Source organism: Chitinilyticum aquatile DSM 21506 (genome assembly GCF_000430805.1).
GTDB lineage: Bacteria > Pseudomonadota > Gammaproteobacteria > Burkholderiales > Chitinibacteraceae > Chitinilyticum > Chitinilyticum aquatile.
Genome location: NZ_KE387261.1, coordinates 1 through 25783 on the forward strand (window position 1 = coordinate 1; position 25783 = coordinate 25783).

19 protein-coding genes and 1 rRNA gene are annotated in these 25783 nt (G+C 60.9%); 9 read left to right on the forward strand and 11 right to left on the reverse strand.

Annotated features, from left to right (window positions below):
- The first annotated feature begins 178 nt into the window (after positions 1–178).
- The 3 genes from rrf to H559_RS0117065 all read left to right on the forward strand — a co-directional run bounded on the left by rrf (position 179) and on the right by H559_RS0117065 (position 2238).
- A 5S ribosomal RNA gene (gene rrf, locus H559_RS0117055) occupies positions 179–292 on the forward strand.
- Positions 293–457: 165 nt separating this feature from the next.
- Positions 458–1519, forward strand: a complete 1062-nt coding sequence (gene hisC / locus H559_RS0117060) for a histidinol-phosphate transaminase (RefSeq protein WP_028453669.1) — start codon at positions 458–460, stop codon at positions 1517–1519.
- Entirely contained in the window at positions 1516–2238 is a 723-nt protein-coding gene (locus H559_RS0117065; protein WP_028453670.1) for a pyridoxine 5'-phosphate synthase, read from the forward strand. Before hisC ends, H559_RS0117065 begins: the two co-directional genes overlap by 4 nt.
- Here the strand turns inward: H559_RS0117065 and H559_RS22010 are convergent.
- From H559_RS22010 to H559_RS22015, 4 genes are all read right to left on the reverse strand, one after another.
- A complete protein-coding gene (locus H559_RS22010) occupies positions 2214–4517 on the reverse strand; it encodes a GAF domain-containing sensor histidine kinase (RefSeq protein ID WP_051279743.1) in 2304 nt (767 codons plus the stop codon). The genes H559_RS0117065 and H559_RS22010 overlap by 25 nt on opposite strands.
- Positions 4518–4596: 79 nt before the next feature.
- Positions 4597–4872, reverse strand: coding sequence for a hypothetical protein (locus H559_RS0117075; protein ID WP_155845477.1), 276 nt, complete (start codon positions 4870–4872; stop codon positions 4597–4599).
- A 180-nt stretch (positions 4873–5052) separates the two neighbouring features.
- On the reverse strand, positions 5053–5958 hold the full coding sequence (locus H559_RS0117080) for a DMT family transporter (RefSeq protein WP_028453672.1): 906 nt from the start codon (positions 5956–5958) through the stop codon (positions 5053–5055).
- A gap of 40 nt (positions 5959–5998) precedes the next feature.
- Positions 5999–8326, reverse strand: a complete 2328-nt coding sequence (locus H559_RS22015; RefSeq protein WP_051279745.1) for a mechanosensitive ion channel domain-containing protein — start codon at positions 8324–8326, stop codon at positions 5999–6001.
- Positions 8327–8423: 97 nt separating this feature from the next.
- Here H559_RS22015 and H559_RS0117090 point away from each other — a divergent pair, with 97 nt between their 5' ends.
- The gene (locus H559_RS0117090) at positions 8424–8957 is read left to right on the forward strand and encodes a hypothetical protein (RefSeq protein WP_162143348.1); all 534 of its coding nucleotides are present in this window, start codon (positions 8424–8426) and stop codon (positions 8955–8957) included.
- A 73-nt stretch (positions 8958–9030) separates the two neighbouring features.
- Here the strand turns inward: H559_RS0117090 and H559_RS0117095 are convergent, their stop codons facing one another.
- The 4 genes from H559_RS0117095 to H559_RS0117110 form a co-directional block, all read right to left on the reverse strand.
- Complete coding sequence (locus H559_RS0117095; protein WP_051279746.1) at positions 9031–9831, reverse strand: amino acid ABC transporter permease; 801 nt, start codon at positions 9829–9831, stop codon at positions 9031–9033.
- A gap of 72 nt (positions 9832–9903) precedes the next feature.
- Entirely contained in the window at positions 9904–10647 is a 744-nt protein-coding gene (locus H559_RS0117100; protein WP_028453675.1) for a basic amino acid ABC transporter substrate-binding protein, read from the reverse strand.
- Between the two features lie 107 nt (positions 10648–10754).
- Entirely contained in the window at positions 10755–11579 is an 825-nt protein-coding gene (locus H559_RS21025) for an HDOD domain-containing protein (protein WP_051279748.1), read from the reverse strand.
- A 115-nt stretch (positions 11580–11694) separates the two neighbouring features.
- The gene (locus H559_RS0117110) at positions 11695–14754 is read right to left on the reverse strand and encodes an Rne/Rng family ribonuclease (RefSeq protein ID WP_028453676.1); all 3060 of its coding nucleotides are present in this window, start codon (positions 14752–14754) and stop codon (positions 11695–11697) included.
- A gap of 735 nt (positions 14755–15489) precedes the next feature.
- Here H559_RS0117110 and H559_RS0117115 point away from each other — a divergent pair.
- The 5 genes from H559_RS0117115 (at position 15490) to motD (ending at position 19303) form a co-directional block, all read left to right on the forward strand.
- A complete protein-coding gene (locus H559_RS0117115; RefSeq protein ID WP_028453677.1) occupies positions 15490–16464 on the forward strand; it encodes an RluA family pseudouridine synthase in 975 nt (324 codons plus the stop codon).
- 95 nt (positions 16465–16559) lie between these two features.
- A complete protein-coding gene (locus H559_RS0117120; protein ID WP_028453678.1) occupies positions 16560–17216 on the forward strand; it encodes an HAD-IA family hydrolase in 657 nt (218 codons plus the stop codon).
- Positions 17209–17562 carry a Rieske (2Fe-2S) protein gene (locus H559_RS0117125; protein ID WP_028453679.1) on the forward strand — a complete coding sequence of 118 codons (354 nt, stop codon included), beginning with the start codon at positions 17209–17211 and terminating at the stop codon, positions 17560–17562. The genes H559_RS0117120 and H559_RS0117125 overlap by 8 nt, the downstream gene beginning before the upstream one ends.
- Positions 17559–18500: a S49 family peptidase gene (locus tag H559_RS0117130; RefSeq protein WP_028453680.1), complete on the forward strand. Its 942-nt coding sequence runs from the start codon at positions 17559–17561 to the stop codon at positions 18498–18500. Before H559_RS0117125 ends, H559_RS0117130 begins: the two co-directional genes overlap by 4 nt.
- Before the next feature lie 29 nt (positions 18501–18529).
- Positions 18530–19303, forward strand: a complete 774-nt coding sequence (gene motD / locus H559_RS0117135) for a flagellar motor protein MotD (protein WP_028453681.1) — start codon at positions 18530–18532, stop codon at positions 19301–19303.
- A 114-nt stretch (positions 19304–19417) separates the two neighbouring features.
- On the opposite strand, the gene lpdA is transcribed toward motD, so the two are convergent.
- From lpdA to aceE, 3 genes are all read right to left on the reverse strand, one after another.
- A complete protein-coding gene (gene lpdA, locus H559_RS0117140) occupies positions 19418–21205 on the reverse strand; it encodes a dihydrolipoyl dehydrogenase (RefSeq protein ID WP_028453682.1) in 1788 nt (595 codons plus the stop codon).
- 78 nt (positions 21206–21283) lie between these two features.
- Positions 21284–22936: a dihydrolipoyllysine-residue acetyltransferase gene (gene aceF / locus H559_RS0117145; RefSeq protein ID WP_028453683.1), complete on the reverse strand. Its 1653-nt coding sequence runs from the start codon at positions 22934–22936 to the stop codon at positions 21284–21286.
- Positions 22937–23015: 79 nt separating this feature from the next.
- Positions 23016–25676, reverse strand: coding sequence for a pyruvate dehydrogenase (acetyl-transferring), homodimeric type (aceE, locus tag H559_RS0117150; RefSeq protein WP_028453684.1), 2661 nt, complete (start codon positions 25674–25676; stop codon positions 23016–23018).
- Between the last annotated feature and the right edge of the window lie 107 nt (positions 25677–25783).

Here is a 25783-nt window from a genome sequence, read left to right on the forward strand (position 1 = left end):
TACTAATAGCCCGTGAGGCTTGATCCTATAACCTGAGACGCGTGATTGGCTTAGGTGTGAAACGAGGCAATTGACCCGAGAAAGAAAGTCGATACGACGGGATAAGAAAGTTTAACTTCTTCTATTGAATTCAGCGTGGCGTACATCAAGCAGGAGTGCGACATGCAAACAGTTATAGTCTGGTGACCTTAGCGAGGTGGTCCCACCCCTTCCCATCCCGAACAGGACGGTGAAACGCCTCAGCGCCGATGATAGTGCGGAATGCCCGTGTGAAAGTAGGACATCGCCAGACTCCCCATGGAAAGCCCCGATCAGCAATGGTCGGGGCTTTTTGCTTTGGCGCTTGGCAGCGCACAGCTTAAGGGGATGAATGTAAGCGTATGTGCAGTTGTGCCGGTGTGGCAGGCTTTCTTGGTAAGATAGGCGCGATTCCAACCCCAAGCCGCGAGAGCCGCCCATGAGCCAGTTCTGGAGCAAGATCGTACACACGCTGACACCGTATGTGCCTGGCGAACAGCCCAAGCTGACCAATCTGATCAAGCTGAACACCAACGAAAACCCCTACGGCCCGTCGCCGAAAGCGCTGGCCGCCATGCAGGCGCAGATTGCGGACACACTCAAATTGTATCCGGATGCCGCTAGCACGCCGCTGCTGCAGACCATTGCGCAGCATTACGGGGTGCCGGTGGATCATGTGTTCGTGGGCAATGGCTCGGATGAAGTGCTGGCCTTGCTGTTCCCGGCGCTGTTGAAACACGATTCACCGCTGCTGTTCCCCGATATCACCTACAGCTTTTACCCGGTGTATTGCGGCTTGTACGAAATCAATTACCAGACCGTGCCGCTGAATGCACGCTTCGAAATTGATGTGGCCGATTATGACCGGCCCTGCGGTGGCATCATCTTCCCGAATCCGAACGCACCAACCGGCGTTGGCCTGCCGCTGGCCACCATCGAGGAATTCCTCAAGCGCCACACCGATTGCGTGGTGGTGGTCGACGAGGCCTATATCGACTTCGGTGGCGAGACGGCTGTCAGCCTGGTGGCGCAGTACCCGAACCTGCTGGTGGTGCAGACGCTGTCCAAGTCGCGCTCGCTGGCCGGCCTGCGTGTCGGTCTGGCCATCGGCCAGCCGCACCTCATCGAGGCGCTGGTGCGCGTAAAGGACAGCTTCAATTCCTATCCGCTGGATCGCGTGGCGCAAGCTGGCGCGGTGGCTGCGTTTGAGGACGTGGCTTACTTTGACGACACCCGTAGCAAGGTGATCGCCACGCGCGAGTGGTTTACCGCTGAGCTGGCGCAACTGGGCTTCGAGACCTTGCCGTCGCAGGCCAATTTCGTGTTTACCCGTCACCCGCAGCGCGACGCCGCCGAACTGGCTGCTCTGTTACGCGAGCGCAGCATCATCGTGCGCCATTTCAAGCGCCCCGAGCGTATCGCGCAATTCCTGCGCATCAGCATCGGCACGCCGGAAGAGTGCGCTGCACTGGTGACTGCGCTGAAGGAGATCCTGGCATGAGCGGCTGCAAGCTCTCAGTAAACATCAACAAGATCGCCACGCTGCGCAATGCGCGCGGTGGGGACAATCCGAACGTGGTCGAGGCGGCGATCCGCATTCAGCAATTCGGCGCGCAGGGCATCACCGTGCACCCGCGCCCGGACGAGCGCCACATCAGGTACGCCGATGTGCGCGAACTGCGCCCGGTGGTGAATACCGAGTTCAATATCGAGGGTTATCCGAACGAGGAATTCATCGCGCTGGTGCTGGAGGTGCGGCCGGAGCAGGTGACGCTGGTGCCCGATCCGCCCGAGGCGCTGACCAGCAATACCGGCTGGGATTGCGTGACGCATCAGGCCTATCTGCAGCAGGTGATTGCGCGCTTCAAGGCGGCCGGCATTCGCACCTCGATCTTTCTGAATGCAGAGGTAGAGCAGGTATACGCAGCCAGCCAAACAGGCACGGATCGTATCGAGCTATACACCGAGCCGTATGCCGCGCATTACGCGGAAGATCGCGTCGCGGCCATCGCGCCCTTTGTTGCCGCCGCGCGCGCTGCGCAGGAAGTGGGGTTGGCGCTCAACGCCGGCCATGACCTGAGCCTGGAAAACCTTGCCTATTTCGCGCAACAAGTGCCAGGGCTGAAGGAAGTGTCGATCGGTCACGCACTGATTGCCGATGCGCTGTATCTGGGTCTGGAAGAAACGGTGCGCCGCTATCGCGCGGCGCTGGCGGACTGATCTGCCACTCTGGGCTGTGTGCGGGGAAGCGCAAGTGTGAAACAGGCGCCGCCTTGCGCCAGATTGCGGGCAGTCAGCCGGCCATGATGGGCGAGGGCAATCTCGCGGCTGATGGATAGCCCCAGCCCGGTACCGGACTGGTGGTGGTGATCCGACTGATAAAACTGGTCAAATATGTATGGCAGATCTGCTTCCTGAATGCCGGGGCCCGCATCCTCGACCTCCAGCAGCAACTCGCCAGGCGTGTCGCTGATCACGATCCTGATCGTGGCCTCGCGCAGGCAGAACTTGATGGCATTCGAGAGTAGGTTGCGGATGACCTGTTCAATGCGAGTGCCGTCACATTCCAGTTCGCCGTTTGCACTGCGGTTCTCCAGCAGTATCTCGATGCCGCGGGTACCGGCAATGCCGCGTACCTCTTCGCATACAACCTGGCACAGTACGACCAGGTCATGCGACACGATCTGGTAGCTCATCTTGCCAGATTCGATCTTGGTGAGGTCGAGCAAATCATTGACCTGCTCCAGCATGCGCTCGCCGGATTCGATGATGTTATGGAAGTAATGCAGCAGGCGTTCCCTGCCGGCGCGGTCGATTTTGTCCGCACCCAGCCGCGCAAAGCTGAGGATGGCATGCATCGGGGTGCGCAGTTCGTGCGAAATGTTGGAGATGAACAGCGTTTTTGCACTATTGGCCTGCTCGGCTTTTTCCTTGGCCTCCTGCAGTGCCTGTGCTTGCGCAGCGAGCACCAGCCGCAGGCGCCGTTGCTCCAGGTTGCCAAGGGCCCGTGTGGTAATGATGGCCAGCTGATTGGCATACTGGACTTCTTCCAGCTGCCAGTTGTGCTGTTTCTCATGGTGTTCGAAGCATAGTGCGCCACTGCATGTTTCTCCTTGTCGCAAGGGGATGGCAAGTAGCGAGCGTACGCCACGTGGAGCCAGCTGTTCGGTATAAAGACGGCCAAGCTGTTGGTGGTGCGCCGCCGTATGCGCAATGACCGGTTTCCCCTTGGCGAGCGCGGCGTGAAAATCGCTGTAGTGTTGCATATCCCAGCTGCGGCTGCTGTCCGGCTCGGCGGGAGCCCTGGCTTCGCACTCAAGGGCGCCGGCATTCAGCAGCCAGAGCGAGCAGGACGAGGCAACAAGGATCTGCTTGCCGCGCAGGCTAATGAGATTGCTCATCTCATCAAGCATGCCCGAATGGAGCAGGGGATCGGCTGCCAGTTGCAGCAGCTGGCGTTCGGGAGTCGGATTGATGCCGGCCAGATCTTCCAGCATGCGTAGTTCGCGCTGCGAGCCGGCCACCTCGCGCAGCGCCAGTGCCAGGCTGGCCGCCTCCCGTTCGGCCTGCAGTGCGTCCTGCAGATTGCCAGCCTTTTCTGCCAGCCTGCTGTAGGAGCGCAGGGCATCCAGTTTGATCTGGCGGGCACCGGCCCTCTGCGCCAGGGCGCAGGCTGCATCGGCCATGCCCAGCGCAGCGCTGGTGCTGCCTTCCTGTTCAAGTAGCCCGGCCTGTTCGAGGCGCGTGCTGGCCAGCCCCCACCAGTGGGATGTTTCGGCGCAGAGGGTGGCGGCCTGTTCAAGCAGGGGAGCTGCACAGGCCTTGTCGCCTTCGGCAATGCGGATTTGTGCCAGCCGGAACAGGATTTCACCTTCGTCATCCTTGTGGGCAAGGGCCCGGGCGTGGGCGAGGGCGGCGATGCATGCTTTTTCTGCCGCGCCCAGTTCTCCCAGGCGATACAGGCTGTATGCCAGATTGAGCTGTGTATTCAGCTGCAGTACCGGATCTGCCAGCGATGTGGCCTGCCTCACTGCGGCCTGATGCAACGTGCAGGCGGTCCGGTAATCACCGAGTCCGTCGTAGATCTGCGCGATGCCTGCTTCGATATGGGTCCAGCTGATCACATCATCGGCAAGACTGGCGCAATCCCTCGCCAGCACCCAGGCCTGCAGGGCATTGCGGTATTCGGCGCGGGTGTAATAGGCGCGGCCAATCACGTGCAGCAGGGCGGCCTGTTCGGCGTATTGCTGCCTTTGCTGGGCCAGCTGCAGGCCTTCGTACAGCACATCGATGCCGCTGTCCGGAAAGCCCTGTTGGTCGATTAGCTGGGCATATTGCAGGGCGAGAGCGATAAAGGCGCCATCGTCACTGGTTTGCCTTGCCTGCTCCAGTGCGGCCAGGCAATCCAGGTAGGCCTGATCACGACGCTGGTGTGCACTTCCCCTGACCCGGTCGATCAGATCGGCAAGTCCGTTGGCGGGGAAGGGCGTGTCTGGCATGGCGCGACCCGGAGGATATTTTTTTACAGCATAGCAGCGGCTATCGTGGGGCTGTCAGGAATCGGGCCGGACGGTCATGTCAGAAGCGTACCGATCTGTTCCAGGCCTTGATCACACTGCGGGCAAGCTGATCGTCCGCCTGAATCATGAGCTCCGCAGCGGACTGTTCCGGCTGGAAGCGCAGGATCTCGGCCACACACCAGTTGCGCTGTTTCGGGCTCATGGCGGGTAGCTTCTGCCTCGGGCTGGCGTAATGGCGGATGGCGATTTCGGCATCCGAGCAATCGCAGGGCGCACAGCATTTGCTGGCATGGCAGCTCAGGTTGAGATGGCTGAACGGGGTGGAGGGCATCATGCCGGCACTATTGCACAGGCACATCCGGCAGGGATGGACGCAGGTCAAATCCAGGCCATGCTGCCGGAGAATGTGCGCCGCATGTCAAATACTGTGTTATGTATATGTTCACAAACACTGATTTGAAAGGGGTATGGCAATATACCCATTAAAGATGATCGTAGTTGGTCTCATGGCGGACTACTGCTTTTCGGTGCGGCGGCGCGCTGGAAATGGCAGGCCGTGCTCGGCTATGTAGACGCCACCGACAATCAGTACCGCGCCAGCCAGGGCAATGGGGGTGACGCGCTCGTCGAGCACGATGACGGCCGTCAGCAGCGTGATGGCCGGAATCAGGTAAATGTAGTTGCTGGCGCGTACCGCGCCGATCAGCTGCACCGATTTGTTCCACACCACATAGCACAGCGCCGAGGCGATCAGGCCGAGAAACAGCAGATGCGGCCAGACGCCGTTGCTGGCGAGCATGTCTGGCTCAATCCGGTAGCCGGTCAGCCACAGTGCCGGCAACATGGTGACCAGGCCGTAGAAGAAAATCTTGCGTGTCAGGTGCAGCATGCCGTGCGGACTTTCAATGCGCTTGAGCAGGTTGGAGTAGATCGCCCACATGCCGCCGGCACTGAGCGCCAGAATGTCGCCCAGCGGATTGAGTTCCAGCACCACACTGCCATTGAACATCACCAGCGCCACACCGGCAAAGGCGATGCCGCTGCCGGCCAGCAGCGCACGCGACAGCCCTTCGCCCGGCGTGAAAAAGTGGGCAAAAAGCGCGGTCAGTAGTGGCGCCGATGCGACCAGCAGGCCGACATTACTGGCCTGGGTGAGATTCAGTGCGTAGTTTTCGGTCAGGAAGTAGAGCGTGACGCCGCTGGCTCCCAGTGCGGCATAGAGGAGTTCACGGCGCCAGCCTTCCGGCCGGTGCCAGACCGGGTGCAGCAGCCACAGTACCAGCCAGGCCAGCAGGAAGCGATCGAAGAGGATCTGGACGGGGCCGAGATGCAGTAGCAGCAATTTGGTGGAAACAAAGGTCGTGCCCCAGACGGACACGGCGAACAGGGCCAGCAGATGGCCACGAAGCGTCGGGGACATAAAAACCTCCAGCCGGCATTGTACCTGCCGGCGGGGTGTTTCATTTGTCCGTGCCTGCGTTTTGCGGTGCGTGAGGACGGGGTGTCCTGTCGATGGCGACGTGCAGCGGGCCATTGGCGAGGTCGATATGCACATCGCGCTGCGGGTAGGCAATGGTGATGCCGTGTTTGCGCAGGCTGGCCTCGATCATGAAGCGCAGGTCGCTGGCGATCTGCCGGCCCGGCGTTGTCCCGCCAAGGTCGACCCAGTAATACACGCCGAACATCAGGGCATCGGGGCCGAAGTCTTCCAGCAGGATTTCCGGTTTCGGCGTCTGCCTGATCTGGCCGTGACGCAGGACGTCTTCTTCCAGCAGGCGCGCGACGAGGCGGATGTCGCTGCCATAGGCCACGCCGACACTGACACCCTGGCGGACATTGCTGCTGGAGTAGGTCCAGTTCGTCACGTTCTGTTCCAGGAAGGTGCTGTTGGGAACCAGCGTGTCGATGCCGTTGATGTCGCGCAGCACGGCGGCCCGCACGCTCATGTCGACGACTGTGCCGCGCAGGCCGTTGACTTCGACCGTATCGCCGGGCTTGAAGGGGCGTTCCAGCAGCATCATCAGCCCGCTGATGAGGTTTTTCAGCAGCGTCTGGGTGCCAAAGCCCAGGCCAATCGCGATGGCGCCGCCCATGAATGTAAATGCAGCCAGCGGAATGCGGACCAGCAGAAGGCTGTTGATCAGCAGAATCACAAAGGCCAGTGCCAGCAGCCAGCGCTTGGCGATGCGGATGACTTCCGGTGACCAGCGCGAGCGGCGTACCAGTTGCGTTTCGATCACATTGCCGGTCAGCAGGCACAGGCCGAAGCCGGCGGTAATCAGCAGGATGGCAATGATGAGCTTGCCGACCGTGACGCTGCGGTCAATCGAGACGCTTTGCCCGTCGATGCTGACGGTATCGGTGACACTGAACAGCTCGAAGTACCAGAATGTCGAGCCCAGAGTGTGCAGGCGCTCCAGCCATGCCTCGGTGCGCATTGCCAGGGTTGTTTCGCTGCGCGGGGCTCCAAATTCGGCGACCCAGCGGCTGAGCAGCAGCCGGCTGCGTGATAGTTCGGTACGGGCGTTGCTGTAACTGTCTTCGCGTTCCTGCCAGATCTGGGCCAGGCGCTGGTTGTAGGCATCGTCTTCCTGCAGCAGCCGGCTGCTCTGGTTTTGGGCCACCAGAATGGCGGATTGCAGGTTCTGGTCCATTTCCTTGAGCGAGCCCAGCCATTCCGGAATCTGCTGCTGCAATTGCTCAAGCACCTGTGGATCGCTGTCATTGCTGATGGCGTAGCGCTTTTTCCAGAAAGCCGACTCCAGTGAAACGGCCAGTACCAGGTCCGACACCAGCCCGGCCTTGATGGCGTTGCTTTCCTGCTGCATCTGCAGCAGGGTCTCCTCGCGGGTGAGGTTGTTCAGCTCGGTTTGCAGCGGGCCGGCCTTGTCGGCGGCGCTCTGCGGATCGCTGCCAAGTTTTGCCAGCTTGTCGCGCACCTGTTGCTGTCGGCCCTGATTGGCCATGAGCGCGCTCTGCAGTGTGCCCGCTTCCCGGCTGATGTCGCCCTGCATGCGGCGCAATTCGTCCTGCCGGCGCCCGATGGTTTCCAGTATTCCGGCGAGATCGGCGCTGGAAAAGGCGGGTTTGGCTGGAGCGCCCTGCAGGCTGGTCTGGATCTGGTCGTGCTGCTCGCGCTGGTTTTGCAGCTGCGCACGGGTAAAGCGCTTGCGGGCATCCTGTGCCGCCAGGGTCGCAGCCAGCGCCTCGTGCTTCAGGCGCGCGAGCTGGTAAGCCTGCAGTGCGGCAGTTCTGGCCGGGCTATCCGCGCTGTTCTTTTCCAGCACTTCATTGCTCTGGCGCAGTTCAACTTCGCTTTTTGCCAGATTCGCGCTGGTCTGGGCGATCTGCTTGTCCTGCGATACCAGGCTGGCATTGAGCATGTCGATTGCGGTGTTGCTGATCTGCAGCTGATTGCGCTCTGTATCGATGACCACAATGCTGGCAGGCTGACTGGCGGCCGGGAGTGCTGCCTTGTAGGCTGAATCTGCCTGACTGGCCAGCCCCGCCAGCGCTGCCAGGTGCTGCTGGTAGGCATAGACCTGCAGTTGCAGCCAGATGCGCCGCTCGTCCAGTTCCTTGTTGCTGTCCGGCAACTGCTGCAGCTGGGTTTGAGCCTGCAAGAGCTTCTGTGCGATGCGAGCGGCTTCGGGCTCTGCGCTGAGCGGGGCGTCCGCAGGGGCGCTGGCGGCCTTGGCTTTGGCTGTGCCCGGCAGCAGCTGGTCAAAGGGGGCGGCCGCCGCCTGCAAGGCGGTAAGCAGCACAAGGGAAAGCAGAAGACGGCGCATGCTGGGCGGGCAAATCGATGATGATCTGCTATTGTTGGTGACGCCAGACGGGCTGGCAAGCAAAAGAGCGCGGATTAGCCGGACAGGATAAGGAAACATGAGGATAAGGGCTGGATGTCTGGCGGCACTGTGTGGTCTTGTGATGCTGCAAGGCGGCGTTGTTGCTGCCGAAGCGCTACAGGCGGGCCAGGAGTCCGATGAGGTGAGCTTCAAGGCGGCACTGCGCAAACGCAGTGTGCTGGCTTCAGAGCGACAAATCGAGAGCATCTGGCGCTATGTCTCTACTCCCGAGGGCGAAAACCCGCTGCGCGGCAAGGCACTGTATCAGCAGCTCTGTGATTACAAGGCACATTATGATCAGAAGCTGATGAGCTATTGCCATATCGCCCTGCAGGAAACCTTTCATGCGCAGTTTCCGCTCGATTTTCTCGTCGGCTACCGACCGGCACCCGAACTGGTCACCTTCGATTTGCCTGGCAGCAAGGCTTATGTGATGGATATTACGGCGCGCGCCAAGGACAGGGCGCGGCATGTACCGGCGGTGTTGCGGGTGCGGCTGGTGCCGGAGGATGGCGCGGGGCGGGATTTTGTCCTGCTGTGGTTCGATGGCTACTGGGCGTTCGTGCTGTAGTGGTGTTTTTGCGATGGGTATATGCCTGCAGCCATTTATTATAAAAGGCTGCAGGCATATGGATTGTGATGTATCAGTGAATGCCGCCGCTGGCCTTGAAGCGTTTTTCCAGATGATTGACCCCGGCTGCCAGTACCAGGGTCAGCACCAGATAGATCAGCGAAATGGTCAGGTAGGGTTCCCAGTAGCGCGAATACGCGCCGGCCACCGTGCGCGCGGCATAGGCGATTTCGGCCAGGCCAATGGCAGAAACCAGTGAGCTGTCCTTTACCAGCATGATGGCTTCGTTGCCCAGTGGCGGCAGCATGCGGCGGAAGGCTTGCGGGATGATCACGAAGCGCATGGTTTGCCCGTAACTCATGCCCAGTGAGCGGGATGCTTCGAATTGCCCCTTGTGGATCGACTGGATGCCGGCGCGAAAAATTTCGGTGATGTAGGCGCCGGCATTGAGCGTGAGCGCCACGAGGCCTGACATGAAGGCACCATATTCGGAGCGCAGTTCACCCGCGTAATCGCCGCTGATCAGCAGACCGCCTTCGGGGTGTACCAGCAGCGGCATTACGGCAAAATGGGTCAGCAGGATCTGCACGAACAGCGGTGTGCCGCGAAAGAAGGTGACATAAGCGGTAGCCGGCCAGCGTATCAGCAGCATGATCGGGTACTTCCACGGGCCATGCTTGATTTCGGCCAGCCGCGCCATGCCGCCGAACAGTCCGATTAGCGTGCCGATAACGACCGCGATCAGCGTGATGCCGATGGTCATTTTCGTGCCATCGATAAACAGGTCACGATATTCCCAGACGATTTGCAGCTGGAAATTTTGCAGGATGGGGAGGGCGTTCTGGGCTTCGAGCCAGAAAGAATTGAAATCCATGGGGGGCGGACCGGGAAGTTCAAAAAGAAGCGCAAACGGCTGGCCGTTTGCGCTTGATTGGCTGGCCTGTGCTTACTGGCCGAAATATTTCTTGTGGATCTTGGCGTAGCTGCCGTCTGCCTTGATGTCGGCCAGACCCTTGTTCAGCTTGGCAAGCAGTTCCTTGTTGCCTTTCTTGACGGCAATGCCGTAATACTCCTTGGCAAAGGAGCTGTCGTCGATCGTTTTCAGCTTGCTGCCCTTGTTGTTGGCAATGAAGTTGACCACGACGCCGTTATCGGCAACGACGGCATCAACACCGCCGTTCAGCAGTTCTTTCAGCGCGAGCGGGGTCGACTCGAAACGCTTGATGTTGGCACTGGTTTTGCCTTGCAGCTTCTGCACGACTTCATCGCCGGTGGTGCCGGTCTGTACACCGATTTTCAGCGTCTTCAGGTCGGCAAACTTGGCAACCTTGCTGTTCGGGCCGATCGCGATGAGCTGCTTGGCTTCGAAGTAGGGGTCGGAGAAATCCATGGTCTGTTTGCGTTCGGGGGTGATCGTCACCGCCGAGATGACAATGTCGCGTTCACCGTTGCCGAGTGTGGCAAAAATGCCTTCCCACGGCGTATTGATGAATTTTACTTGCAGGCCGGCTTTTGCAGCGATGGCGCTCATGACTTCGATGTCGAAACCGACTACTTCTTTTTTCTCGTTGACCGATTCGAACGGGGCGTAAGCCGCGTCAGTGCCAACCTGGTAGACCTTGGCGGCCTGGCTGCTGGCCGAGAACATCATGCCACTCATAAGTGCTGCTGCAATCCATGCTGCTTTCATTCATGCATCTCCTGTTGTCTGGCGAAAATATCCCCTGCGCAGGGATGCTAGCGCCGGCAAGGCTGGTTTGATAATTGGGATTTACCCGTAAGCTTGCAGTGTATGCCTCAGCCGACCAGTTCGTCGAGGGCTCCGCGCAGTTCGAGCAGCTCGGGCAGATGTTCGACCAGTTGCCCGCGATCCAGCCGTGCCTGCTGCAGCAGTGCATCGCTTGTGTCGGCCAGGACTGCCTGCAGTTCATCGGCCGTTTTCCCTTCACGCTGCAGGCGGATGGCCAGATTGAGAATGGCGCTAAGGCAATCCGGCGGGGTCTGGCCAGCCGGGTCATTCTGGTGGCGCAGGGCTTCGACAATGGTGTTGGGGAAGTTCCATCGTCTGACGAGCTCTACCCCGGCAGTGACAAAATCAAAATCGATGCCATTTTCCGTCAGGGATGCACCTGTGCCGCCTTCAGACAGGTGCTGTTCAATTTTTGCTGCGACATCGGGGGCGACCACATGCACCAGCATTTCACCGATGCTGTGCAGAATGCCGCAGGTAAAGGCCATTTCCGGTGGCAGTTTGGCCTTGCTGGCTAGCCAGCGGGCATCCGAGGCGACGGTCAGGCTCTTGTGCCAGAACTGCTTGCGATCAAAACCTGGCGTGGTGATGAAGGCGCCGGTGATGCCGGAGGCGATGACGAGCGTGCGAACGGTGTTGAAGCCAAGCACAACCATGGCTTCGTTAACTGTGCCGATACGGCGGGTGGCGCCAAAATGCACGGAATTGGCCAAGCGCAGCACTTTGGCTGTAATGACCTGGTCGAGCGCTATCTTCTGAGCGATGCGGCCGATTTCAATGCCTTCGTCATTAAAGCTGTCGATCAGCTCCTGGACAATTTTCGGGATGGTTGGCAGGCGGTGTGTCTGCTCGAACACATCTTCCAGTTTCATGACGCACTCCATTAATCTTGAATTGCTGTTCCATCTTAGAGCAGGTGCGCGATGTCACCAACTCTGACACACAAAAAGAACTCCGCCGAAGCGGAGTTCTTTGCGCAGGTGCTACTTACTGTTGCTGCGCCGCTTGCTGGCCATCGGTTTCGACCTGGGCCAGCGGCTGTTGCACTACAACACTGCCGGTGTCGGCTTTGACGTCGCTGCGGCGGCGGCGCTTCGGGGTATTGACGACAATGTCTTCAACCGCAGTGGCGACGGCGCTGGCTTGAGTTTGTACCAGCTGCAGCGGAGCCTCTTCCTGCTGAACGTGTCCACTGCCCTGCTGGCGCGCATCGCTGCGGCGGCGGCGTGTTGCGGCGCTGACCACTGGCTCGACAGTTTCCGGAGCCGGAACGGCTGTCGTCGTAGTGCTGGTGCTGACCAGTACCAGTCCAGCCTGTGCGGCGAGCTCGACCGCTGCCGGCGCGGAGTTCGGAGTCGCGACTTCGGCAGGAGCTTCAGGCGTGAATTGCAGGGACAGGCTGGCCTGGGCCGGCGCGGTGCTTGCGGCCTCGGCTGCCACCGGAGCAGGTTCCTCGCTTGCATCTTCTACGCTGGCCGGAGCGACTGCTGCAGCTTCGCTGACTACGTTATCCGTACTTGCGGGAATGTCTGCTGCCGGAGCAATGATTGCCGGCTCGGCTGTGACAACCTCTGCGGCTTCTGCAGCTGTACTTGCCGCGACAATAGCAACAGGAACTTCGGCAACAGGGGCTTCGGGTGCGGCCTGCACGGTTTCAGCTGCGGCCGCTGGTGCAGCTGCCACGGCTACCGGTGCCTCGATGATTTCGGCAGCAGGCAAGTCAGATGCGGTGGCACTGGCACCAGTGTTGCCTTCGTCAGCAGCACTCAGTTCCGTTCCTTCGCTTGTCGCGCTGTTGCGCTCGCCACGACGTTCACCGCCACGGCGACCGCGGCGGCGGCGGCTGCGGCCTTCGCCGGTTTCCGTGCCGGCAGTGGTTTCCGGCAGTTCACGCGCATTGTCGTTCGTCGTTTCTTCGCTTGCAATCGGTGCCGTGTTCAGCGGCAGCAGTTCTTCCTGACGTGCTTGCTGCTGTGCGGCACGTTCACCGCGCGGCTGGCGTTCGCCACGCGGCTGGCGTTCGCGGCGGCCTTCCTGCTTGGCCGGCGCTTCTGCTGCGGTCACGACGGTGCCGGCTTGCTCGCGTGCCTCGCCGCGGTCGCGGTTGCGCTCGCTGCGTTCGCCACGGTTTTCACGGGCCGGCTTTTGGTCTTCTTCGATGCGCGGCTTGCCGCTGCGGCGATTGTCCTCGCCATTGTTACGGTTGCCACGCTCGCTGTTGCGTTCGGTGCGCTCGCCACGTTCACTGCGTTCGCCACGGCGACGCTGATCGTTGCGGTTACGGCCGTTGCCATTGCTGCGGGCTGCGGGTTTGGTTTCTTCGACTTCCGGCGCGCCCTTGAACCAGCTGACAATGCGGCTCCACAGCGAAACACTGGCAGTTGCGGTTTCTGCGGCAGCCGGTTTTTTGGCCGGGCGAGGCTCGGAAACCGGTGCCGGTTGGGCCGGGGTGATGCCCTTGACGGCAGCTTCCTGGCGCTTGGCCTGGTCATCCTTGGCCTTCTGCGGCTGATAGCCTTCATCCGGCGGAGTTTCGACCATGCGGTAAGACGGGCGAACCTCTTCGAACTGGCTGACTTCGTCATGGCGCAGACGGGTCACGCTGTAATGCGGTGTTTCCATGTGCATGTTCGGAATCAGCACGACGCTGACCTTCAGGCGTGCTTCCAAGGCGAACAGCTCGTTGCGCTTTTCGTTCAGCAGGAAGGTGGCGACGTCGACCGGAACCTGCGCATGTACGGCGCCGGTGTTTTCCTTCATTGCATCTTCCTGGATGATGCGCAGGATGTGCAGAGCGGACGATTCGATGCCACGGATGAAGCCGGTGCCATGACAACGCGGGCAGGCGATGTGTGTGGTTTCTTCCAGTGACGGCTGCAGGCGCTGGCGCGAGAGTTCCATCAGGCCGAAGCGGCTGATCTTGCCGGTCTGCACGCGGGCGCGGTCATGGTGCAGCGCTTCGCGCAGGCGGTTTTCGACGTCGCGCTGGCTCTTTGGGTTTTCCATGTCGATGAAGTCGATGACGATCAGGCCGCCGATGTCGCGCAGGCGCATCTGGCGGGCGATTTCGTCGGCGGCTTCCAGGTTGGTGCGCAGCGCCGTTTCCTCGATGTCGCTGCCCTTGGTGGCGCGTGCGGAGTTGACGTCGATCGAGTAGAGCGCTTCGGTCTTGTCGATCACGATGGCGCCGCCTGACGGCAGGGTTACATCACGCGCAAAGGCGGTTTCGATCTGGTGTTCGATCTGGAAGCGCGAGAACAGCGGTACGTCATCCTGGTAGAGCTTCACGCGGTTGACGTTGCCCGGCATCACGTGACTCATGAACTGGCGGGCCTGCTCGAAGATGTCGATCTTGTCGATCAGGATTTCGCCGATTTCGGGCTGGAAGTAATCGCGGATGGCGCGGATGACGAGGCTGGATTCCTGATAGATCAGAAAGGCACCGGTCTGCGAAGTGGCGGCACCTTCGATGGCGCGCCACAGTTGCAGCAGGTACTGGAAATCCCATTGCAGCTCTTCGACGGCACGACCGATGGCGGCAGTGCGGGCGATCAGGCTCATGCCGGACGGGGTGTCGAGCTGGTCCATGGCGGCGCGCAGTTCATTGCGCTCTTCGCCTTCGATACGGCGTGAAACGCCACCGCCACGCGGGTTGTTCGGCATCAGCACCAGATAGCGGCCGGCAAGGCTGATGTAGGTGGTCAGCGCGGCGCCCTTGTTGCCGCGCTCGTCCTTTTCGACCTGGACGATGAGCTCCTGGCCTTCCTTCAGCGAATCCAGTACACGGCCACGGCCATTGCCGTCGCCATCGCCCAGATAGGCACGGGAAATCTCCTTGAAGGGGAGAAAGCCGTGGCGGTCACAGCCGTAATCGACGAAGCAGGCTTCCAGCGACGGTTCGATCCGGGTGATGATGCCTTTGTAGATGTTGGATTTGCGCTGCTCCTTGCCGACGGTTTCGATGTCGAGGTCAATGAGCTTCTGGCCGTCCACGATGGCAACGCGCAGCTCTTCGGCCTGCGTTGCATTGAACAACATGCGTTTCATGTAAGGGCTCCTGCAAACGCACTGCAGGATGTCCGCGGCAAACCACTGGGGTTCCGCTAGTTCCGGAGATCGGTTCTGGGCATGGCTGTCACAGCGCGTGTGGGCAGCGATGGGTCAATTCAGGCGATATCGGTCCGGCTTGGCGGAATAAGTCTCCAGTGTCTCGGGGTTGCAGGGCGTCGTTTACGGTCAGTAAGCGCGGGGCTGGCATGAGGCAGAGCTTGCGGTGCCGTGTGCACAGTGATGTGCGGGGCTGCTGCTGCGGCCTGCCGGCCTCGGGCTTCTGGCTGACGGCACAACGACCTGTCAGGGTATCGGGTTTGCTGTATTCAAGCCATCCTTGCGGCATTCGGTGCTCGTTCAAGGCTGGCGCGGAAATCCTGGTAAGTGCGCTAACGATGTAAATCAATTACCATCGCTGCTTTTGTGCGGTGAGCGTTATAACCGCTTCCCGGCGCCATTGTCGCATCCCGCCTGCCTGGTGAGTCCCGCGCTAACAAGCCCGCGCAATTGCGCAGGCGGTGACCGGAGTCACGGCAGGCTGTTCATCACCGAAAGGGCGGCATGCAGACAAAGAGCGGGAATACCTGCAGGCGGATTGCCTGCGGTGGCGAACCGCTGCGGTGTACCTCTTGTCCGGTATGCAGCATCTGGTCCGCTAGGGCCCTGTACAACGGGCCGAAAACCTTAGACTGCAGCATCTTGGCTGCAGTGCAACAGCGAGTATATGTCAAGATGTCACAAACAAGCAAAGCATCCGTTGAATGGGTGACGATTGGCGAAGAAGAGGCTGGTCAGCGGCTCGATAACTTCTTGTTGAAGCGCTTGAAAGGCGTACCCAAGAGTCACGTCTACCGCATCGTGCGCGCGGGCGAAGTGCGCGTGAACAAGGGCAGGGCGGATGTCACGCGCCGTCTTGAAGCGGGTGATGTGGTGCGCGTGCCGCCGGTGCGGGTGGCGGCGGTCCCGAGCACTGCGCCGGCGCAGGCGGCCAGCCAGCGCGTGGAACTCGAAGTGCTGTTCGAAGATGACGCGCTGCTCATCATCAACAAGCCGGCCGGCATCGCCGTGCATGGCGGCTCGGGAGTGTCCTTCGGCGTGATCGAACTGCTGCGTGCGCAGCGCCCGCAGGCCAAATACCTTGAGCTTGTGCACCGGCTCGACCGTGAAACCTCTGGCATCCTGCTGATCGCCAAAAAGCGCAGCGCGCTGGTCAAACTGCATGAAATGTTCCGCGACCACCACCGGCTCGACAAGCGCTATCTGGCGCTGGTGCAGGATGTTTGGCCCGAGCCGCGCAGCCATGTGCGACTGAAACTCTTCAAATACACTACCCCCGATGGCGAACGCCGCGTGCGGGTCACAGCGGATGGCACCGATGCGCATACGGTCGTGAACCGCCTGCGCAAATGGGACGATTGTTCGCTGCTGGAATGCGAGCTGAAAACCGGTCGCACGCACCAGATCCGCGTGCATCTGTCGGCCAGCGGGCACGCCATTCTGGGGGATGAGAAATATGGCGACTTTGCGCTGAACAAGGCGCTGCAGCGGCAGGGGCTCAAGCGCATGTTTCTGCATGCGTGGAAGTTGTCGTTCAAGCACCCGCTCACCGACGAGCCGCTGGCAATTGAAGCCCCTCTGCCGGACGAGTTGCAGGGTTATATTGATTCACTGGGCGATGCGCAGCCTTCCGGAAAGGTGAGTGTATAGGTATTACCCTGTAGCCATTTATGATCAATGCTCTGGGTTGCATGGGGTGATGGGTATTCATGCGGGCCGGGCATTCCAAGATTGGAAAAGCACCGATGAGTAAACGTTTTGATCTGCTGGTCTTCGACTGGGACGGCACACTGATGGATTCCACCGCGACCATCACCTACGCGATCAGGCAGGCTTTCCATGATGTCGGCCTGCCGGTGCCTTCCGAGCGCGATGCGCGCTATGTGATCGGCTATGGGTTGACCGAAGCCATGCAGCATCTGGCTCCCGCAGCGGACGATGGACAGATCCGTCGCGTGGTCGATGCCTATCGTCATTACTATCTGGCGCGCGACCAGCAGCTGGTGCTGTTCGACGGCGTGCGCGAAGGCCTGCAGCGTTTTGCCGATGCCGGCTTCACGCTTTGCGTGGCGACGGGCAAATCGCGCGCAGGGCTTGCCCGCGTGCTGGAGGCTACCGGCCTCGGCCCGTTTTTCCTGGCAACACGCACGGCTGACGAATCGTTTTCCAAACCACACCCCGCGATGCTGGAATACCTGCTCGATTTTGCCGATGTCGCGCCGGAGCGTGCACTGATGATCGGGGACACCACACACGACCTGCAACTGGCGCTCAATGCCGGTACGGCCAGTGCAGCGCTGACCTATGGTGCACACGATGTTGCCGCGCTGGAGGCACTGGATCCGCTGGGCATTTTCGATGATTTTCCGGCGCTGGCCGACTGGATCATCGCTCATGGCTGAGCGCTGCCTGGGTGATGCCACGCAGCTAGTCGAGCGCGGACTGGCGCTGCGCTTTACCGTGACCGATTCGAAAGGTAACGAGCGCAAGGCCTTCGCGCTGCGCTTTGGCGGCCGGGTCTATGCCTACATCAATGAATGTGCGCACATTCCGATCGAGCTGGATTTCAACCCCGGCGATGTGCTCGACCTCAGCCGCGAATACCTTGTGTGTTCCACCCACGGCGCATACTATTTGCCGCAGACCGGTTTGTGCGTGGGCGGGCCCTGCCCGGGGCGCCGCCTCGAGCCGCTGCCGGTATCCGAACATGATGAGCAGCTCTGGCTGCAGGAAGGATTGTACCGATGAGTGATTCCTGGGAACGCGATGCCCTGCAGGATCTGCTGACTGCCTCGCTGAAAGAGCAGCGCCGCGCGCGGCGCTGGGGTATTTTCTTCAAATTGCTGACTTTCGGTTATCTGACCGTCAGCGTACTGCTGGTCTTTGGTGCCATCAGTGCCAGCCGCAGCGAAGCGATTTCCACCGAGCCGCATACGGCCGTGGTACGGCTGGAAGGCGTGATCGCCCCCGGCAGCGAAGGGGCGGACAGTGTCATGCTCATCGACGGGCTGAAGGCCGCCTTTGAAGACAAGAATACGAAAGCCGTGCTGATCCAGGCCAATAGCCCCGGCGGCAGCCCGGTGCAGTCCGGCATCGTGTATGACGAGATGCTGCGCCTGCGCAAGCTGTATCCGAAAATCCCCCTCTATGTAGTGATCGAGGACGTGTGTGCGTCGGGCTGCTATTACATCGCGGCGGCGGGTGACAAGATCTATGCCGACAAGGCCTCGATCGTCGGCTCGATCGGTGTGCTGATGGACGGCTTCGGCTTTACCGGCACAATGGAAAAGCTCGGCGTGCAGCGCCGCCTGCTGACTGCGGGCAGCAACAAGGGTTTCCTCGATCCCTTCTCGCCACTGGATGAAAACCAGAAGGCCAAGGCGCAGGTGATGCTGGATGAAATTCACCAGCAGTTCATCACCGCCGTCAAGGAAGGGCGTGGCAAGCGCTTGGTAACGGATAATCCGGATCTCTTTTCGGGCATGGTCTGGAGTGGTGCTGCCGGCAAGGAGCTGGGCCTTGTTGACGGGCTGGGATCGGTCGACAGCGTCGCGCGCGACGTGGTGAAAGTTGAAAAACTGGTGGACTTTACCCCGCAGGCGAGCTTTGCTGATCGTATCGCCCGCCAGATCGGCGTGAGCGCCGCTACGCACCTGTCATCGCAGCTGCAGTTCCAGTTGCGCTGAACGGGCGGCGGGCAGGGCAGGGAGGACGCATGGCACGGCATAAGCTCAGACACGACGATCATGACAACCATGAACGCTGGCTGGTGTCGTACGCCGATTTCATTACGCTGCTGTTCGCCTTCTTTGTGGTGATGTACGCGATATCCTCGGTCAATGAAGGCAAGTATCGCGTGTTGTCCGATTCGCTGGTACAGGCGTTCAAGCAGCCGCCAACCTCGTCGAAAATCGTGCAGGTGGGAAACCAGACCGTGATGGGTGCGCCGGCCAAGCCGATTGCGCTACCCGCGCCGCCTGTGCCCAACAAAACGACGGCCGAGCAGGCCAAGAAAATGCAGGAAATGGCGAACCAGCTGAAAAGTTCGCTCGATACGCTGATCGATCAGGGCAAGGTGAAGGTCACGCAGTCCAAGCGCGGCATTGCGGTGGAAATCAGCGATTCGGTGCTGTTCGATACCGGGCGCGCCGATCTGCAGCCACAATCACTGCAGGGTTTGCGTGCGGTGGCAGAGATGGTGAAGGCCACCGACAACCTGATCCAGATCGAAGGCCACACCGATAATGCGCCGATCAATTCGGCGCAGTTTCCATCCAACTGGGAACTGTCCGCCGCGCGTGCCGCCAGCGTGGTGCGGGTGTTTGCCGAGGCAGGCGTCGCCCCGCAGCGCATGGTGGCGATTGGCTATGGCGAATTCCGGCCGATGGATAGCAATGACAACCCGGACGGCCGTGCCAAAAACCGCCGCGTCACCTTGAACATCCTGGCCGACAACAAGGATGAAGTGGCGGTCTTGCCGTTGGACTGAGCCTTGTAAGTTGCGTGTATCGCATGATGCTTGCCTGATTGGCGCCACAATATGCGCAAGGATTGCATTAAAAAAGCCGCACCCGAAGGTGCGGCTTTTGTTTTGCCCTGCTGCTTAGCGCTTGCGCTGTGGCGGCAGATCGGTACACACGCCCTTGGCCACTTCGGCGGCCATGCCGATCGATTCGCCCATGGTCGGGTGCGGGTGGATGGTCTTGCCAATATCCACCGCATCGGCGCCCATTTCAATTGCCAGGCAGATTTCACCGATCATGTCACCGGCATGCGGACCAACCAGCGCCCCGCCGAGAATCTGGCCGTTGTCGGCGTCGAAGATCAGCTTGGTGAAGCCTTCGTCGCGGCCGTTGGCGATCGCACGGCCGGAAGCAGCCCACGGGAACACGCCCTTGGTGATCTTGATGCCTTCCTTCTTGGCCTGATCTTCGGTCAAACCGACCCATGCCACTTCCGGATCGGTATAGGCCACGCCTGGAATCACGCGCGCGTCGAAGAAGGCCTTGTGGTCGGCGGCGTTCTCGGCGGCCACGTGTGCTTCATGCACCGCCTTGTGCGCGAGCATCGGCTGACCGACCAGATCGCCAATGGCGAAAATGTGCGGCACATTGGTGCGCATCTGCTTGTCGACCGGAATGAAGCCGCGTTCGTCGACAATCACGCCGGCATTTTCGGCACCAATCTTCTTGCCGTTCGGCGCGCGGCCGGTGGAGTAGAGCACCAGATCGTAGCGCTGCGGACCTTCCGGCACTTTCGGGCCTTCGAAGGTCACCCAGATGCCGTCTTCCTTCGGCTCGATCGACGTGGTTTTCGATTCCAGCATGATGTTGTCGAAGCGGTGCTTGTTCCAGTCCTGCCAGACCTTGACCAAATCGCGGTCGGCGCCCTGCATCAGGCCGTTGGACAGCTCGACCACATCGAGGCGTGCGCCCAGTGTGGAGTACACCGAACCCATTTCCAGACCGATGATGCCGCCGCCGATGATCAGCATGCGCTTCGGTACGCTCTTGAGTTCCAGCGCACCGGTCGAATCGATCACGCGCGGGTCGTTCGGGATGAACGGCAGCTTCACCGCCTCGGAACCCGCGGCGATGATCGCCTGCTTGAAGCGGATGACTTTCTTCTCGCCGGTTACTTCCTGCCCCTTGCCACCGGTCAGCGACACTTCAATGTGATAGGCGTCGAGGAAACGGCCCAGGCCGCGCACGTGCTCGACCTTGCGCATCTTGGCCATGCCGGCCAGGCCGCCGGTGAGCTTGTTGATGACCTTTTCCTTGTAGCCGCGCAGTGCGTCGATGTCGATTTCCGGCTTGCCGAACTTGATGCCGTTCTTTTCCAGGTGAGCCACTTCGTCAATCACCGCCGCATTGTGCAGCAGTGCCTTGGACGGAATGCAGCCGACGTTCAGGCAGACGCCACCCAGCGAGCCATAGCGCTCGACCAGGACGGTCTTCATGCCCAGATCGGCTGCACGGAAGGCGGCGGAATAACCGCCGGGACCGGCGCCCAGCACCATCATATCGCATTCGATATCAACCGGGCCGGCGTAGCTGCCTGCTACCGGTGCAGCGACCGGAGCCGCAGCCGGAGCGGCTGCCGCTGCTGGCGCGGGCGCTGCCGCGGCGGGCTGTGCCGCAGCGGCGCTGGCAGCAACTTCTACGCGGGCGATGACGCCGCCCTCAGAGATTTTGTCGCCCACCTTGACCAGCATTTCCTTGATGACGCCAGCGTGAGTGGCCGGTACTTCCATGCTGGCCTTGTCGGTTTCCAGCGTGATCAGGCTGTCTTCCACGGCGACGGAGTCACCGACTTTCACGAAAACTTCGATGATGTCCACATTGTCGTGGCCGCCGATGTCCGGCACTTTCAGTTCAATCAGATTGCTCATGTTTGCATCCTGTGAAGGGTATGTCGTGAGAACCATTGCAGGGTAAGGGCTATGGGCCGATACCCTGCAGTGTCATCCTCACAGAACCAGACGGCGAACGTCGGACAGCAGCTTGCCCAGATACACCGTGAAGCGGCCGGCGGCAGCGCCGTCGATCACGCGGTGATCAAACGACAGCGACAGCGGGCACATCAGGCGCGGCTCGAAATCCTTGCCGTTCCAGACCGGCTTGATCTGGCTCTTGCATACGCCGAGGATGGCCACTTCCGGCGCATTCACGATCGGGGTGAAGCTGGTACCACCGATGCCACCCAGCGAGGAGATGGTGAAGGTGGCGCCCTGCATGTCGGTCGGCTTCAGCTTGCCTTCGCGCGCCAGGCCGGACAGCTCGGTCAGCTCCTTGGAGATCTGCTTCAGACCCTTCTGGTCGACATCCTTGATCACCGGAACCACCAGGCCGTTTGGCGTATCAGCGGCAAAGCCGATGTGGTAGTACTTCTTCAGCACCAGGTTGTCGCCATCCAGCGAGGCGTTGAATTCCGGGAAGGATTTCAGTGCTTCGGCGGCGGCCTTGATGATGAAGGCCAGCGGCGACAGCTTCAGGCCGGACTTTTCCCATTCGCGGCCGATGGTCTTGCGGAAGTCTTCCAGCTCGGTGATGTCGCATTCGTCGTTGAACGTGACATGCGGGATCATCACCCAGTTGCGGTGCAGGTTCGCGCCGGAGATCTTCTTGATGCGGCTCAGCGGCTTGACTTCGATTTCGCCGAACTTGGCGAAATCGACCTTCGGCCACGGCAGCAGATCGAGACCGCCGGCCGATACGCCAACGGCTGCCGCAGCCGCGACGACCGGAGCGGCGGCCGTGCCGGTCATCACGCCCTTCACGTAGGCTTGCACGTCTTCGTGCATGATGCGGCCCTTCGGACCCTTGCCGCTGATGCGGGCCAGATCAACGCCGAGTTCACGTGCGAAGCGGCGCACCGACGGCGAGGCGTGGGCTTTCAGGAAGGCGGCTTCGTCAATTTTGGCTGGTGCGCTGACTGCTGCTGCGACGGGCGCTGCGGCTGCAGCAGGTGCGGCTGCCGGAGCCGGGGCGGCGGCAGGAGCTGCGGCGGATTGCGCAGCCGCACTGGCGGCGGCGCTGCCCTTGACGACCAGAATCAGCGAGCCCTCGGAGACCTTGTCGCCAACCTTGACGGCGATGCTTTCCACGACGCCGGCGGCGGTGGACGGCACTTCCATGCTGGCCTTGTCGGATTCCAGCGTGATCAGACTGTCGTCAATGGCGATGGTGTCGCCAACCTTGACGTTGACCTCGATGACTTCCACCGCGTCGAAGTTGCCGATATCCGGCACTTTCACTTCGATGCTGCCTGCAGCGGCCGGAGCGACTGCCGGTGCGGCGACAGGCTGTGCAACAGGGGCGGCGGCAGGGGCCGGAGCGGCTGCCGGTGCAGCAGCAGCCGGCGCAGGTGCCGCGGCGCTGGCGGAGGCCTCGATGACCACGACGACGCTGCCCTCAGACACCTTGTCACCCACCTTGATGCGGACTTCCTTCACCACGCCGGCGTGGCTGGCCGGGACTTCCATGGTGGCCTTGTCGGTTTCCAGCGTGATCAGCGATTGTTCGACTTCGATGGTGTCGCCGACGTTGACCATCACCTCGATGACGTCCACGTTTTCGTGCCCGCCGATATCCGGTACTTTCAGTTCAATGATGTTGCTCATGTCAGATCCTTGTGGGGGGAGGGGATGGCCTCCCCCTTGGGTATGTTTCCAGAGGCTTTTTAGTTAAAGGCGTCCGGGCTTATACCGTCCACGGGGCCGGCTTGGCGGCATTGATGCCGTACTTGCTGATCGCTTCGGCAACCTTGTCCGCGCCGATCTTGCCCTCGTCAGCCAGCGCCTTCAGTGCGGCAACCGTGACGTAGTAGCGATCAACTTCGAAGAAGCGGCGCAGCGCCCCGCGCGAATCGGAACGGCCGAAACCGTCGCAGCCCAGTACCACATACTTGCCCGGCACGTATTCGCGGATCTGGTCGGCGAAGGTGCGCTTGTAGTCGGTCGAAGCAATGAAGGGACCGCTGCGGTCCTTCAGCAGCTGGGTGACGTAGGGCACTTGCTGCTCGCCGGTCGGGTTAAGCAGGTTGGCACGAACGGCAGCCTGGCCATCGCGGCGCAGTTCGTTGAAGCTGGTGCACGACCAGATGTCGGCGTCGACGCCGAAATCGGCCTTCAGCAGATCGGCCGCGGCGATCACTTCGCGGAAGATGGTGCCGGAGCCCATCAGCTGCACCTTCAGCTTGGCCTTCTTGTCGCCTTCCCTGAACAGGTACATCCCCTTCAGGATGCCGGCCTCTGCACCTTCCGGCATGGCCGGGTGGGTGTAGTTTTCGTTCATCACCGACAGGTAGTAGTAGATGTTCTCCTGGTTCTGGTACATACGGCGCATGCCGTCCTGAACGATCACGGCCAGCTCGTAGGCGAAGGTCGGATCATAGGAAACGCACGACGGGATGAATTCGGCAAACAGGTGGCCGTGGCCGTCCTGGTGCTGCAGACCTTCGCCGTTCAGCGTGGTGCGACCGGCGGTGCCGCCGATCAGGAAACCGCGCGCGCGCAGATCACCCGCTGCCCAGGCCAGATCGCCGATGCGCTGGAAGCCGAACATCGAGTAGTAGATGTAGAACGGAATCATCGTGTGGCCGTGGTTGGCATACGACGTGGCCGCGGCGATCCAGTCGCTCATTGCGCCCGCTTCGTTGATGCCTTCCTGCAGGATCTGGCCGGTCTTGGATTCCTTGTAGAACATCAGCTGGTCGGCATCTTGCGGTTCGTACAGCTGGCCGACGTGCGACCAGATCCCCAGCTGGCGGAACATGCCTTCCATACCGAAGGTGCGGGATTCATCCGGCACGATCGGAACGACGCGCTTGCCGATCTGCTTGTCCTTCACCAGGGTGTTCAGGATGCGCACGAAGGCCATGGTGGTGGACATTTCGCGCTCGCCGGAGCTTTCCAGCATGGCCTTGAAGGCGTCCAGGCCCGGCACTTCCAGCGGTTCGTTGACCGGCTTGCGCGACGGAATGAAGCCGCCCAGCGCCGCGCGGCGTTCCATCATGTACTTGTATTCCTGGCTGTCTTCGCTTGGGCGGTAGAACTTGCACGCCTTGGCTTCTTCGTCAGTCAGCGGTACGTTGAAGCGGTCACGCAGATGCAGCAGGTCGTCGTCGCCCAACTTCTTGGTGTTGTGCGCGGTATTCTGCGATTCACCCGCAGCGCCGACGCCGAAGCCCTTGACGGTCTTGACCAGCAGCAGTGTCGGCTGGCCCTTGTGTTCGACGGCAGCCTTGTAGCCGGCATAGACCTTGAACAGGTCGTTGCCGCCGCGAGTCAGCTTCCAGATGTCGTTGTCGGTCATGCCGGCAACGAGATCGAGCAATTCCGGGTATTTGCCGAAGAAGTGCTCGCGCACATAGGCGCCATTTTTCGACTTGTAGGTCTGGTATTCGCCGTCGACGACTTCCATCATGCGCTTTTGCAGCAGGCCTTTCTTGTCCTGCGCCAGCAGGGCATCCCAGCCCGAGCCCCAGATCACCTTGATGACGTTCCAGCCCGAACCGCGGAAGTCGCCTTCCAGTTCCTGGATGATCTTGCCGTTGCCGCGTACCGGGCCGTCCAGACGCTGCAGATTGCAGTTGATGACGAAAATCAGGTTGTCGAGTTTTTCACGGCCGGCCAGCGAAATCGCGCCCAGCGATTCCGGTTCGTCCATTTCGCCGTCGCCGCAGAAACACCAGACATGGCGATCACCCTTCTGCTTGAAGCCGCGATCATCGAGATACTTCATGAAACGGGCCTGGTAGATGGCCATCAAGGGGCCCAGGCCCATCGATACGGTGGGGAATTGCCAGAAATCCGGCATCAGCCACGGGTGCGGGTAGGAGGACAGGCCGTCACCGTCGACTTCGCGACGGAACTTGTTCAGCTGATCTTCGGAAATGCGGCCTTCAAGGAAGGCGCGCGCGTACATGCCCGGAGCGCTGTGGCCCTGGAAGTACACGAGGTCGCCACCGTGGTTTTCGTTGGCTGCATGCCAGAAGTGGTTCCAGCCCACGTCATACAGCGTGGCAGCAGACGCGAACGACGAAATGTGACCACCGGGTTCGGCCGGGTCACGGTTGGCCTTGGCGACCATGGCTGCGGCATTCCAGCGGGTGTACGACAGGATGCGTTCTTCCAGATCCGGCTTGCCCGGGTGCTTGGCCTGCAGGTGAGCCGGCACGGTGTTGATGTAGGCGGTGGTGGCGGTATAGGGAATGTTTACCCCGTCCTGCCGGGCACGATCCACCAGCTTTTCAACCAGAAAATGCGCGCGTTCGGCGCCTTCTGCGCTCAGGACGCCGTCCAGCGCCTCCAGCCATTCCTGTGTTTCCTGGGGGTCCAGATCATGAAGCTGTTCTGCCATGATGTGCTCTCTACCTTTTGAGTGGTTATGGGGTATCTGCTGCGGGTGTTTGCCGCAGCAAACCGCCAGGTGTTTGGCCTGGCGGTCAGTGGGGTGCCGGATGACGA

Coding starts and splice junctions, on each gene's coding strand:
- hisC (WP_028453669.1), top strand. CDS start 458: ATGAGCCAGTTCTGGAGCAAGATCGTACACACGCTGACACCGTATGTG.
- H559_RS0117065 (WP_028453670.1), top strand. CDS start 1,516: ATGAGCGGCTGCAAGCTCTCAGTAAACATCAACAAGATCGCCACGCTG.
- H559_RS22010 (WP_051279743.1), bottom strand. CDS start 4,517: ATGCCAGACACGCCCTTCCCCGCCAACGGACTTGCCGATCTGATCGAC.
- H559_RS0117075 (WP_155845477.1), bottom strand. CDS start 4,872: ATGATGCCCTCCACCCCGTTCAGCCATCTCAACCTGAGCTGCCATGCC.
- H559_RS0117080 (WP_028453672.1), bottom strand. CDS start 5,958: ATGTCCCCGACGCTTCGTGGCCATCTGCTGGCCCTGTTCGCCGTGTCC.
- H559_RS22015 (WP_051279745.1), bottom strand. CDS start 8,326: ATGCGCCGTCTTCTGCTTTCCCTTGTGCTGCTTACCGCCTTGCAGGCG.
- H559_RS0117090 (WP_162143348.1), top strand. CDS start 8,424: ATGAGGATAAGGGCTGGATGTCTGGCGGCACTGTGTGGTCTTGTGATG.
- H559_RS0117095 (WP_051279746.1), bottom strand. CDS start 9,831: ATGGATTTCAATTCTTTCTGGCTCGAAGCCCAGAACGCCCTCCCCATC.
- H559_RS0117100 (WP_028453675.1), bottom strand. CDS start 10,647: ATGAAAGCAGCATGGATTGCAGCAGCACTTATGAGTGGCATGATGTTC.
- H559_RS21025 (WP_051279748.1), bottom strand. CDS start 11,579: ATGAAACTGGAAGATGTGTTCGAGCAGACACACCGCCTGCCAACCATC.
- H559_RS0117110 (WP_028453676.1), bottom strand. CDS start 14,754: ATGAAACGCATGTTGTTCAATGCAACGCAGGCCGAAGAGCTGCGCGTT.
- H559_RS0117115 (WP_028453677.1), top strand. CDS start 15,490: ATGTCACAAACAAGCAAAGCATCCGTTGAATGGGTGACGATTGGCGAA.
- H559_RS0117120 (WP_028453678.1), top strand. CDS start 16,560: ATGAGTAAACGTTTTGATCTGCTGGTCTTCGACTGGGACGGCACACTG.
- H559_RS0117125 (WP_028453679.1), top strand. CDS start 17,209: ATGGCTGAGCGCTGCCTGGGTGATGCCACGCAGCTAGTCGAGCGCGGA.
- H559_RS0117130 (WP_028453680.1), top strand. CDS start 17,559: ATGAGTGATTCCTGGGAACGCGATGCCCTGCAGGATCTGCTGACTGCC.
- motD (WP_028453681.1), top strand. CDS start 18,530: ATGGCACGGCATAAGCTCAGACACGACGATCATGACAACCATGAACGC.
- lpdA (WP_028453682.1), bottom strand. CDS start 21,205: ATGAGCAATCTGATTGAACTGAAAGTGCCGGACATCGGCGGCCACGAC.
- aceF (WP_028453683.1), bottom strand. CDS start 22,936: ATGAGCAACATCATTGAACTGAAAGTACCGGATATCGGCGGGCACGAA.
- aceE (WP_028453684.1), bottom strand. CDS start 25,676: ATGGCAGAACAGCTTCATGATCTGGACCCCCAGGAAACACAGGAATGG.